Annotated in this window: 10 protein-coding genes; 2 read left to right on the top strand and 8 right to left on the bottom strand. The window is 59.4% G+C overall.

The annotated features are described in order from the left end of the window. Positions 1-194: 194 nt before the first annotated feature. Entirely contained in the window at positions 195-944 is a 750-nt protein-coding gene (locus UM93_RS17345; protein ID WP_052663853.1) for a hypothetical protein, read from the bottom strand. Between the two features lie 252 nt (positions 945-1,196). Here UM93_RS17345 and UM93_RS15730 point away from each other — a divergent pair, with 252 nt between their 5' ends. Next, positions 1,197-2,945 carry a sigma-70 family RNA polymerase sigma factor gene (locus tag UM93_RS15730; RefSeq protein ID WP_052663854.1) on the top strand — a complete coding sequence of 583 codons (1,749 nt, stop codon included), beginning with the start codon at positions 1,197-1,199 and terminating at the stop codon, positions 2,943-2,945. Between the two features lie 10 nt (positions 2,946-2,955). Here UM93_RS15730 and UM93_RS15735 read toward each other — a convergent pair whose 3' ends face one another. From UM93_RS15735 to UM93_RS15750, 4 genes are read right to left on the bottom strand one after another with little or no spacing between them, the layout of a single operon-like run. After that, positions 2,956-3,588, bottom strand: a complete 633-nt coding sequence (locus tag UM93_RS15735) for a TetR/AcrR family transcriptional regulator (protein WP_045076440.1) — start codon at positions 3,586-3,588, stop codon at positions 2,956-2,958. Between the two features lie 45 nt (positions 3,589-3,633). Beyond that, positions 3,634-4,761, bottom strand: a complete 1,128-nt coding sequence (locus UM93_RS15740) for a Gfo/Idh/MocA family protein (RefSeq protein ID WP_045076441.1) — start codon at positions 4,759-4,761, stop codon at positions 3,634-3,636. Between the two features lie 3 nt (positions 4,762-4,764). Next, positions 4,765-5,868 carry a Gfo/Idh/MocA family protein gene (locus tag UM93_RS15745; protein WP_045076442.1) on the bottom strand — a complete coding sequence of 368 codons (1,104 nt, stop codon included), beginning with the start codon at positions 5,866-5,868 and terminating at the stop codon, positions 4,765-4,767. Next, complete coding sequence (locus UM93_RS15750; RefSeq protein WP_045076443.1) at positions 5,865-6,623, bottom strand: sugar phosphate isomerase/epimerase family protein; 759 nt, start codon at positions 6,621-6,623, stop codon at positions 5,865-5,867. Before UM93_RS15750 ends, UM93_RS15745 begins: the two co-directional genes overlap by 4 nt. Before the next feature lie 130 nt (positions 6,624-6,753). Between UM93_RS15750 and UM93_RS15755 the strand changes: the two genes are divergently transcribed. Continuing rightward, entirely contained in the window at positions 6,754-7,995 is a 1,242-nt protein-coding gene (locus UM93_RS15755; RefSeq protein ID WP_082057199.1) for an ROK family protein, read from the top strand. A gap of 202 nt (positions 7,996-8,197) precedes the next feature. Here the strand turns inward: UM93_RS15755 and UM93_RS15760 are convergent, their stop codons facing one another. The 3 genes from UM93_RS15760 to UM93_RS15770 form a co-directional block, all read right to left on the bottom strand. Then, entirely contained in the window at positions 8,198-8,896 is a 699-nt protein-coding gene (locus UM93_RS15760; protein ID WP_045076444.1) for a DsbA family oxidoreductase, read from the bottom strand. A 38-nt stretch (positions 8,897-8,934) separates the two neighbouring features. Beyond that, positions 8,935-10,563, bottom strand: a complete 1,629-nt coding sequence (locus tag UM93_RS15765; RefSeq protein WP_045076445.1) for a CocE/NonD family hydrolase — start codon at positions 10,561-10,563, stop codon at positions 8,935-8,937. An 86-nt stretch (positions 10,564-10,649) separates the two neighbouring features. Beyond that, the gene (locus UM93_RS15770; protein WP_045076446.1) at positions 10,650-11,993 is read right to left on the bottom strand and encodes an FAD-dependent oxidoreductase; all 1,344 of its coding nucleotides are present in this window, start codon (positions 11,991-11,993) and stop codon (positions 10,650-10,652) included. Positions 11,994-12,006 lie beyond the last annotated feature (13 nt).

Here is a 12,006-nt window from a genome sequence, read left to right on the forward strand (position 1 = left end):
TCAGACAAGGTGCTGCTCATCGTGTATTTCCCCAATTTTCCCCAATATGTGTGCCCAGTTAGCCGTCCTGTCCCTAGCAGGGCGGCCCGTTCAGGCACGCTTGCTGAATCATATTCATTTAATGAGTGTCGCGGCAAGAGAATTCATGACGTGGAAAAATCACTTTTCTCAGTCCGCGTTTCAAGCGCTCAAGATCAACGATGCAGACTCTTCAACACTTGATGGAAGCCGCTGCTTTGCTGAGGCAAGGCTTCGCAGGCGACCGTCGAACGGAAGTCTCCCAGCTCCCGAGACAAAGTGATTTGTGCCTGACAGTCCAATAGTGCCGAAAAAAGCTCCGGGGTCCGTACCGCTAGTACATAAACCGTGTGTCCTTCATACATAAGAGTCGACTCGGTATCGCGGAACGCGGCCAGAAAAATTGCGCCCAGCGCAGCTACCTGCGTCCAACTCAGCGGGGCGGTCATCTCCTGTCGAGGGATCAGGGTGACCGTGGCGAGCAAGGCCTCCGCCGAGTCGAGCCGGTCGGTGAATTCCTGCAAGGTCTTTGAGAAGTGCGCCTTGGTACTTAGCCCGGTTGACGGGTCGGTGCAGGAGATTGGTTCCACTTCTTCAGCTTCGCTGACCCAGCCCTCAACAAAGGCCTGAATAGCGTTTAGGTCAGTGTGTCTGAGCGCTGCTTTGAAATAACAGCGGAAATCTGTCAGCGCCTCGGTGACGCCAACTCCCTGGCGACAGCGCGCGGCGCCAAGCTGTCTTGCTGATTCACTGAGCATCTCGTGGTTACGGCGGCCGCTAAGCAATGAATCAACCTCGGGGGTCCACCAATCCTGTGGTACCCGCCAGTGCGAGCGGCGGCTGAGCGAACGCCAGCGCTTCAGCAGCCGTCGCGAGAACAGCCCAGCGGGCGCTATTTCGCTACGGTTGATGAGGTCCATACTCATTAAGTGTGGCTGTGGAACGAATCGTGACGTCGTTCCACAAGTTTTCTCAAAAATTTTCAATCATTCGGGGGCTGCGCTCCGAATTGTTTATGCCAATGCCGAGTAACCGAGTAACCCAGCCGATCCGTCGAGGCCCGACCGGGTGTTCGGGCGGGAGATATCTGGTAGTGCGCTGTCAATTTGCTTGTCTGGGGGTTCGGCGGTCAAACTAGAAGGTACTCGCTTTTTAGGCGAGAAGTCGGGACTGGGGATATGGACAAGGAAAGAGGACCTTTCGGCCAAGTAGAAGAAGCCGAAGTGGTGGGGGACGGCGAGCTAATACTCAAAGTTCGTGCCGGAGACGCCGGTGCGTTCGAAATATTATTCAAGCGGCACCAAGCGGTGGCGTTAGCTGTCGCACGCAAGAACTCCGATAACTCTTCCGATGCCGAGGATGCCGTTTCCGAGGCTTTCTCCTCGGTCTTCCAGTCCCTTCGCGAGGGCAAAGGCCCGGACACATTTTTCCGGGCTTACCTGCTTACCGCGGTCACCCGGATCGCTCGTCGCCGGAATGTCGCTGCCGGAAAAGTCTCAAGCACCGACGATGATCAGGTGCTGGATACTCCGGTTCAGCAAGGCGACACCGTGTTGGCAGAATTTGAGAACGCCGCGGTCTCAAAGGCTTTTAAGAGTCTGCCCGAACGCTGGCAGGCCGTTTTGTGGTACCTCGATATCGAGGGGATGAAACCAGCGGCAGCAGCCCCGTTGCTCGGTTTGTCCGCCAATGCGGTCTCTGCTTTGGCGATTAGGGCGCGCGACGGTTTGCGCAAGGAATATCTGCAAGGCCATGTTCGTCAAACGAGCGAAGAAGACGCTTGTACGCCTTACGCTTCGCGGCTGGGCGCTTATGCGATGAACACTTTGCGCCGCTCAAGTCGCGAGGAAGTCAAACAGCACCTGGATAACTGCAGCAGGTGCACCGCAGCGCTGCTTGATCTCAGCGATGTCGGCGCCGCCATGCGCGCCTGGGTTTTGCCAGCTGTGGTGGGTTTCGGCATGGTGGAATGGCTAACTCTTTTCCCAGCAGCTGGGGCTGGAAAACTCGCGCTTGCGTTATTGCCGGCTAAGGCGTTTGCCGGCAACGCGGTTGAGCGGATCCGGGATGCCGGTAATGTCGCCATTGTCGCTGGCGCAGTCATTGTCGCCTCGGCCGGTGTGGCTACTGCCGCGATTGCGACCGGTGGTTTTGGTGCTTGGGGTGGTGCCGCGCAGCCACCGGTAGCCGAGGTGGCTCCCGCAGCGGCGCCGAATGCTGACTCCGGCGGGGCTCCCGCTGCCGCCAAGCCAAAACCCGCTATACCCAGCCCGGCTCCGGTGGTTTCCGCCCAGCCTAAGAGCAGCCCTGCGCCCTCCGATCTGCCCCCAACGGTCAACGTCATTGATCCTTCGGGCGTCACCCCGAATATCGAGCCGAGTTCACCTGTTGTGCCGCCCAGTAGCTTGCCGACGGTAGCTCCTTCGGCTAGCCCGAGTAGCTCCCCGAGCCCGACTCAAACTGCTACTCCGACGACGGCAAGTCCGTCGCCGAGTCCGACGCCCAGTCCGACAGCATCTCCCAGTCCGACGACGGCAAGTCCGTCGCCGAGCCCGACTCAAACTGCTACTCCGACGCCGACCACTGTTATCAGTGGCACCGCCCGAGGCTTCGGCTTGCCGCTCCGTCAATTGGTAACGGTGAACTTCAGTGCCTCGGGAACCGACTCACTAGGCCCGGCGACGGTCAAATTCACGCTGAGCGGTGCCGAACAGATGTCCTTCGGTGGCTGGAGGCATCTGCCAGCGGGCTGGAGCTGCAGTGCGAGCGGTCTGGTGGTGACTTGCACATCCAGCGCGCCGGATCGCAAAGATCTCGAGTTCAGCGGAATTGTCAGCGCTATCGGTCTGCTCGATTCAGCGACACTGCACTACGAATATAGTGCTGACGGAATTGCGCCGTTTGCCGGTGATCTGGTGATCGAGTAGCCAGTTGCTACTAGGCTGCACCGCTAAAAAGTTTGATCGGTTTGCCAAATTCATCGAAGTGCGCGCCAGCGCCGGCTTGAATAAATCGCACCGTGGCTTCGATTCGGTCTTCGATATCGGTGGTGTTGCGTGAAGCGCTGGCGGTGAGTGAACCATGAATCAAATGTGCCAGGTCCGGGATGGGGGCCGGTGGCAGAAAACCCTGATCTACAGCGCGCTGCAGGATGTTCTGCAAGAGACTGCTTAGTTCGCCTACGTGCACTGAAAGCTTGGCAAAGGAGTCGGCCGAGAGCACCGAACGCATCGCTGGGCCAGGCGGCAGGTGGCGTTTCGAGAGGTCTTCGATTTGGGCTCGGACGTAGCAGGCAAGTTGATCGACAGGATTGTCGAGGCGTGCCAAATCGGTTTTCAGATCGGACAGGAAACGTCCGGTCTCGTCGAGTGCATAGGCCACCAAGAGCTGTTCTAGATCGGCAAAATAGTTATAGATAGCGGTTCTGCCCACCCCAGCTCGACGGGCCACATCGGTCATGGTGAGGCCCGGCAGGCCGTGACTGAACAGAAGCTCGCCGAAGGCATCGAGAACTTTGCGCTGCGTTTGTTCGCGTTGTTCGGCGTTAGTGGAGGCCAAAATACGAGGCATGTAGACACTTTAGCCGATTTTGTCAGCAAAATCCTGGTCTGGCGTTCAGAGTTGCCTACGTTGGCCACCGGAAGAACTCGAATCGCTAATAGCTTCGAGTACCCGTTGCACTTGCAGGCCATCGGCAAATGAGGGGCTGGGGTCGGTGCCTTCAGCGATGTTCAGCAAGAAGTCTCTGATCTGGTGGCTGAAGGTATGCTCCCAGCCAATAATGTGCCCCGGGGGCCACCAGGCCTGCAAGTAAGGATGGCTCGATTCGGTGCATAGAATCTTGCGGAATCCTTGCTCAGGCAATGCTTGACTGGCATCCAGGAACTCCAGCTCATTCAACCGTTCCAAGTCGAAACGGAGCGCCCCGGCGCTGCCATAGACCTCAAGCTGCAGCGAATTTTTCTGACCGGTGGCCACCCTGCTTGCTTCAACACTAGCGATCGCCCCAGAGGCCAGCTCCAGGTTCGCCCAGACCGCGTCATCCACGGTGACCGGCTCCCGACCGTTCGGGCCAGGCCGTTCTGTCACGAAAGTGTGTAAACGGCCGGTGGCGCTGACGGCCTGCTCGGACAGTACGAATTGCAACAGATCGACGGCATGACTGGCAATATCGCCCAGCGCCCCGGATCCGGCGGTTTCCTTGCGCAGCCGCCAGGACATCGCCGCGGCCGGGTCGCTCAGCCAATCTTGCAGATAGGCTGCCCGGACCTGTCGAATGGTGCCGAGTCTGCCCTGTGCGACTAGCCCCCGGGCCAACACCAGCGCCGGTATTCTGCGATAGTTGAAGCCCAGCATGGAACGGACTCCCCGCTGCGCCGCTTCTTCGGCGGCCCGCACCATCTCGGTGGCCTCCGCCACTGAGTTCGCGAGTGGCTTTTCCACCAAGACGTGTTTGCCGGCAGCCAAGGCAGCAATCGCTATTTCGGCGTGGTTCCAGCCGGGGGTGCAGATATCGACGATATGAATGTCATCCCGCTCAAGTAGCTCTCGCCAGTCGGTGCTGCTCTGTTGCCAGCCGTAGCGCTCCGCCGCCTGCCGGGCAGCCGTCGCGGTTCGACCGACTAACACTCTTTGCTGATACGCCGGAACATCGAAGCTTGCCGCCACGTTCCGCCAAGCCGCTGAGTGCGCCTTGCCCATAAAGGCGTAACCAATGATCGCCACTCCCAAGGGATCAGTCATCGTCTAGCTCTCCAGGGTCAGCGCATAAGGATCCCAGTCTTCGGCGAGTGCTGGGCTGCTCGGAGCCGTGGACGTTAGCTCAACGAATTCTTTTCGTGCTGCGGACTCCGCGATCGAAACCATGGCATCGACCACATGGTAGGCCTGGGCGCCACTGGCTCGATGTGGCACCGAAGCCCGGATTGAGCGAGCCATGTCGAGCACCCCCAGTCCGCGACCGGCCACCGCCCCGCGGCTAGGGAGTGTGCTCCACTCATCGGAGCCGAGGGCGCAGATCTTGATCTCGCCGTCGAAATTATTGGGGTCAGGTAACGCTATAGTTGCCTCGGTGCCGGTGATTTCCAGGAAACCCATTCGAGGTTTGGCCGAATCGAAGCTGAAAATGCTCTGCCCGGAGCCGCCCTCAGCGAACTCGTAGAGTGCGCCGAAGTGACTGGGTACCTCGACGTCGAAGCGTTCGCCCGCTTTCGGCCCAGAGCCAATAACGCGGCTTTGCTGTGCCTTGCTACTCAAGGCGGCCACCCGGGAGATCGAACCGAAGGTCTGGATGAGAGCGGTCAAGTAGTAAGGGCCCATATCGAAGAGCGGCCCAGCGCCTTGCTGGAAGAGAAAGGCTGGGTTGGGGTGCCAAGATTCCGGTCCCGGGGACTGAAACAGGGTGAGAGCGGTGAGCGGCTGGCCGATATCGCCGCGTTCAATCATCCTTCGGGCGGTCTGTAAGCCAGCTCCGAGAAAGGTATCCGGAGCGCAGCCCAGACGCAGCCCGGCAGCCGTTGCGGTGGCTAGCAATTCCTGGCCGCTTTCGCGGTCCAGCGAGAAGGGTTTTTCGCTCCAGACATGCTTGCCGGCAGCAACGGCAGCGGTGGCGACCTCGACATGAGCGGCCGGGGTGGTCAGATTGACGATGATCTCGACATCGGGATGGTCGAGCGCGGCCTCAACGCCGCCGTGATTTTCAACGCCAAACTCCACCGCGCGTTCGGCTGCTGCAGCTTCGAAGAGATCTGCCACCACATGAACTTTGAGATCGCCGAAGGCGGTGAGGTTTTCCAGGTATTGTTTACTGATCACCCCGGCGCCAATAACGCCAACTCCGACCGGGCTCATGAGTCCTTCTTCAGGTAGCTCAAGCTCTGTGCCAGGCCGTCGAAGATATCGCCGCGGAAGTCGTCGAACTCCACCACGCCGAGCTGTAACCCCGGTACGGCCTCGAGTACCGCCGGGATGTCGACCTTCCCCTGTCCCGCTGGCAACTGATCAAGAGGCTCGGTGCTCAGCGGCCCATCCTTGAGGTGGATGAATTTCACCCGCTCGCCTAGCCGGCGCAGCAGCGCTGCCGGGTCCTGTCCGGAAACGGCGGCCCAGTAGGTATCGACCTCAAGTACCACCTCGTCATTCAGTAGCCCAGCAAAAAGTTCGAGGGCGGTGGTGCCCTCCAATTCGGTGCCCGGCTCCCACCAATGATTGTGGTAGCCGACGGTGATACCGTACTCTGCACCGCGCTGTGCAGCGGCATTCAGTGCAGTTGCCGTCTTAGCAATATCTTCCCGCGTTTTCCAGTGCTCTTCGGCAATGAACGGGTCGATCACGGTACCGATGCCAAGCGTTTGCGCGGCCCGAAAGATCTCATCTTGATCGGCGCTCAGCAGCGGGGCGTGTCCGCTCGGCGCCGTCAATTCGTTGCTGGTGAGTGCGTCCGAGAGCGGCTCGGCCAAAGAGACGAAGTTGTACGGCTCAACCGAACGAAAACCTAGCTTGGCAAGCTTAGCCACGGTACCGGCCAAATCTTCTTCGAGTTGGCGTCGCACGGTGTAAAGCTGAACCGAGAGTTGCTGGGAGGGAAGCTGGAAGTCCTGGGGCATCGTGAATCCTTGCTGCTGGAGGTTTTCTCAATCTAACGCTATGTTGCTTTTGCCAGATGTCAAGCAAAAGTAAGCTGAATATGGGTAATAGTTGTGACATTAGTGTAGGTCTCGTGTTATCACTAAGGGCATGTCGAGCTCACAGCACATTCTGCCGCCGAGTCAGCCCAAGCCGCTGAATCAGGGCGGGACGGTCGGCACGTTGACCAGGGCTGGTGAACTCTTTCAGATCTTTCGAGACGGCCAGCCGCGGACTCGAGCGGAGTTGGTGGCGCTGACGGGTTTGGCCAGATCCACGGTGGCAGCGAGGCTCGACGCGCTGACCGTGCTGGGTTTGATCGGACCCGCTGGTGAGGCACTTTCTTCGGGGGGTCGGCCGGCTTCGAAGGTGGCATTTCAGCCCGGCTCCCAGGTGATTCTCGGTGTGGATCTCGGTGCTACTCATCTCCTCGTCGGGTTGACTGATCTCAGTGGCACCATGCTCGCGCAGCGCAGAGTGAGCGCCGAGATCGGCTTAGGCCCCGAGGCGGTGCTGGATCTGGCACTTCGGCAGGCCGAGGAACTGCTGGCAGCTGCTGGGCGGAAGCCGAGCGAGCTCGCCGGTATCGGCATTGGTTTGCCCGGGCCGGTAGAGCATGCCTCCGGGAAGCCGGCAAATCCGCCGATAATGCCGGGCTGGGATGGTTTTGATGTGCCCGGATACATTCAGCGCAGTTACCCCACCGAGGTCTTGGTCGATAATGATGTGAACATTATGTCGCTTGGTGAGCGTGCTGCTTTCTGGCCTGACGCTGACGAACTGCTTTTCGTCAAGGTTGCCACCGGTATCGGCTCTGGTGTGATTTGCGGCGGACTATTGCAACGAGGTGCAGACGGTACCGCGGGGGATCTGGGGCATGTGCGCGTGCAGCGCGGCGCAGGAGTCTTCTGCCGATGCGGCAATGAAGGCTGTTTGGAAGCGATCGCCTCCGGTCCGGCGATTGCCAGGGTACTCAATGACGCAGGATTTGCTGCGCTGACCGGCGAAGATGTGCTGGCCTTGGTCCGCGCCGGGAACGTGCAGGCGGTCCAAGCAATCAGGCAGGCTGGCCGAGACGTGGGGGAAGTTCTCGCCACGTGCGTGAGTATGCTCAACCCTCAAATTATTGTGATCGGTGGCTCGCTCTCGCTCGCCGGGGAGCACCTACTGGCGGGGGTGCGTGAGGTGGTTTACAGCCGTTCGCTGCCGCTAGCGACCTCTCGGCTGCAAATCGTACAGTCGCGCGCTGGCGCGGAGGCGGGGGTACTCGGGGCGAGCCGGATGGTAAGCGATCATGTGCTCTCTGCGTCAATGATTGACGCTGCACTGAACTCGACAGCTAGCACCGATTAGATTCAGTCAAATGACGAAACCTGCCAGTCTTTTGATTGACTCCCGGTATAAGTTCCCCTAAGTTAGGTTGCCTAAGGTCGCGTTCGAGCAGCAAGGATCGGCCTTCTCTGACTCGTTGCGGAGAGTTCTGTCCCCCAATCTGAGCTCTCCGCAACGTTCTCTTGCGGCTAGGCCAAGCAGTGATGAAAGTCTGTAGGGCTGGCTAAATTGCGCACCCATCCGGGCCGCAAGCCTCGGCCGTCGAGTCGCCGGCCATCGTGAGGGGCTGCCCGGCTCTCCAGGCTTCCGCCAAGGTCTGACTGAAAACGGCCGAGCTTTGGGCGCCGGACACCCCGTATTTCCGATCAATCACGAAAAATGGCACTCCCTGGATGCCGAGGGTGTGAGCTTCAGCGATATCCTGATCGACGGCGTCCTCGAATTCCCGCCCGGTCAGGGCTTCTCTGGCGGCGGCGACATCTAGCTCTAGCTCGGCAGCAACTTCGATAAGAGTTTCTAACTTGCCGATGTCGCCACCTTCCTCAAAATGCAACTTCAGCAGTCGCTCTTTGGCGGCGTCCTGCTTGCCGCTGAGTGCGGCAAAGTGAATTAGTTCGTGACCTAGGTGACTATTTGCCACTGTGAGGGTATCGAAGTCGTAATTGAGTCCCTCACCCGCGGCCTGCGACTTCACATGCTCGAACATTTGAGCCACACTTTCGGCGGGCATGCCCTTCCGCTTGCTCAAATAGTCCAGTTCGCTACCGTCGTAGTGCTCTGGAATGCTCGGATCGAGCTGGAAACTTTTCCACTCGATTTCCACCTGATCGCGGTAGGGAAATTCCGCTAGGGCTGACTCGAAGCGACGCTTCCCTATGTAGCACCAGGGGCAAGCAATATCTGACCAAATTTCAATCTTCACGCCTAGTCCAACCGGGGAAGTGCCTGAGTCATTCCCGGTTATCCGGTCCAGATTGGCAACTCGATCTTGCTAGGATGCTTCTCTCCGCTGAAGATTTCGACCCGATTCGGACCTCCGACTTGGGCGGTGGCCACCGATTCGCCGGTGCCGAAGTTGCGATCGTAGCGAGGCCAGGCAGCCGCCGAAATCTGCACGCGCAGCCGGTGGCCGGAGCGGAACCGATAGGCGGTGGGGTCCAGCTGGATCGTGGCCTCGCGGATCTGCTCAGGCTCGGCATCGTTCGCTAACCTAATAATGCCATCGCAAACATTGAGGGACACGCCCTGCTCGTCAACGTCGCAAAGTCTGACAAAAACATCCACCAGGGGATTGCTGGCGCGAAGATGCACTGTCGCCTGTAGTTCGCCGATCACATCGAGGTCGGTTGCCAAGCGCTCACTGCTGAACACCAGCACATCGGGGCGAGATTCCCGTTCGGCGTTATCGAGTTGCTTGGCTGGGCTGGCCAGCAGCGGTCCACCGATATTCGGGGTCGGATCGTCGGGGGAGTAGCTGAAAGCGGTCGAGCCCGCAGCGGTAGGCTGCTCGCTTAGCGAACGGTCGGCACCGAGAAAACGTGTTTGCGTTGTGCTAGCTGGCGGCCACTGCTCAAAGTCGAGCCAACGGTCTGCCTTTTGCAGGTAGAGCCGCACCGGTGGCCGCTGGAGCGGCGCGGGGTCAGCGGTGAAGATGGCTTTTAGGAAGCTCACCTGATCATTCAAGATAATGCCGACGCTCGCAGGCTGGCCGTGATTCCAAGGGCCGACCGTGAGTCGCGTGCTGCGCCCGGCAGCCTGCAGTCTTTTGAAATCCTCCAATTGTGAACGCACGAAGAGGTCGTACCACCCGCTGACCATGGTGGTCGGTACAGTCAGTTCTTCGATATTCTGCCCATGGTCGGCCTTCTCTGCCCAGTAGTTCTCGGTCGGATCGGAGTGCTCGGTGACGTCATGCAGGAACTGAACCCGGCGGCCAATCGCTGCCAGGTCTGCGTTGCCTAGCGGTAGGCCGCGCATCGCCGCTTGAGTGCGCTTGGCCTGTGCTGGGTTCGGCCAACTGCTAAACCGATCCTCTTGTCTGCCAATGGCGGCGGACCAGGCGACCATATCGTCGGCGGCAAAGGCTCCGCCCGGATAAAAGTTCGGTACAAAGTTGGCGGCGGTCACCGCTAGGCACATAGCTTCCAGTGGAGGTTCAAGATATGGGCCAACTGCCCACTGGGTGTGGCCGACATAGCTTGCGCCCGCGGTGGCTAGGCGGCCGTCACACCACGGTTGTTGCCTGAGCCATTCCGCGGTGGCAATGCCGTCTTCGCGTTCGTGGTGGAAGGGGCGGAATTCGCCGCCTGAGCCGAACGTGCCGCGGGTGCTCTGAATCACGGTTTGCAGCCCCTGGGCGGCCATCATCCAGCCCTGCAATCTGGTCAGAATCCCGCTACGACCATAGGGTGTCCGGATCATCACTACCGGCCCACGGGCCGCAGTGTCCCCGTGTGGCACATAACGATCCGTGAGCAGCTCGACGCCGTCGGGCATAGTTGCCGGAATGTCCTTGATCAGAGTCGGTGGCTTGCCTTCTGGACGGGGCAGCCCGGCAATTTTGGTCAAGAGCTGGTTGAGTAGTGCCACATCATCCTCCGGTTCGAGCGTCGACGGTCGATACTCTGAGTCTATGACCGATGAAGAGCGAATCAAAACGCTTTGATCAAAATTTATCAGCCGACGGCATTGCTGCTCGCTGAGCGATCCCGCTCCTTATTCATCGTGGCTGCCATCCTTTTCTTCAATGGCGGCACCGCATTGACCAGTCGCATCCCGGTACGCATTGCGAAACTGGCGAATCGACCGCGGAAGCCGGTGTTGTAGATAGCATCGTTAGCGTTGAAGCGCTTCAGTGACTCCTCGACCTGGGTCCAGGCGTAGCCATGCAGCTGAGTTTCGTAATTGCTCACTGAGTCGATGGCCGACATTCCGGAGCGTAGATTGCTGGCTAAAATCTGAGCATCCTGCAGCGCGGTGTTGGCGCCCACGCCTAAGCCGGGGGTCATCGTGTGGATGGCGTCGCCAATGAGCGTCACCTGACTGCTCGGCCACGGTTCTAGGCGTTCGGTGGTGCGAATATTGAGCGGGAAACAGCTGCTCGGATCGGATCGACGAAATAGCTCGTGGAGATCCGGATGCCAGGCCGCGGTGCGTTCTTGGAGCAGGGTGTGTAGCGCTTGGCTGTCCAGGTCCATGAAGTTTTCTGGCAGGTTCTTACGGTGTGAACTGAAGCCGAGCATGATGTAGTCGCGGGTGTTGTCGAAAGTCATTCCCGGCCAGGACTTGAGTAGTTCGGCGTCGTTGCTGCCCGCCCCCGATTTCGGTGCGCCGTCAGCGTCCCAGGGGAATTCCATCACGTGAATGATCGAGCTATCTCCGCCCGGAGCCTGCACCATAGTGACGCCGCGCAGCACCTTCGGCGTGAGTAACTTGCGGCTCTCTTCGGTGAGTGGCAGTTTTGCGGTCACGCCGAATAGCCCGGTCTCCTTGAGTTTTGCCTCGGGTAGGTACTGTTTGCGAACCGCAGAGTTGCTACCGTCCGCGCCGACAAGGAGGTCGCCGGTAGCCGTGCTGCCGTCGTCAAAATGGGCTGTCACGCTCTGGTCGTTATTGACCTGATAATGAGTGAACTTCTTGTCGAAATGCACTACCTTCTCTAGCCCGGTCAGCAGCACCTGCCGCAATGTCATTCGGCTCACCGAACGTTCAGCACCAGGATCTCCCGGCTGACTTTCGTCGAAGCCGCCAATGCTGAGCAATTCCTTGCGCTGTTCGGTGAGCATAGTGAAATAGCGCGGCGGAACCGCCGTGGTGGCTTTGAAGATATTGAAGAGCTCGGTAGGCAGCACTTCTGCCAAGGCGCGTGAGCCGTCGGGGGAGATGCCGACCCGGAAGCCAAAGAGACCGTCCCGGCGGGTGCGGTCGCGTTCATAAACAGCGACCTCGATATCTGACTGATTGAGGGATTGAGCGAGGGCTAAGCCGCCGGTGCCGGCGCCAATAACGATGACTTTCATGAGTTTCTCCAAA

This window comes from Psychromicrobium lacuslunae (assembly GCF_000950575.1).
GTDB classification, from domain to species: domain Bacteria; phylum Actinomycetota; class Actinomycetes; order Actinomycetales; family Micrococcaceae; genus Renibacterium; species Renibacterium lacuslunae.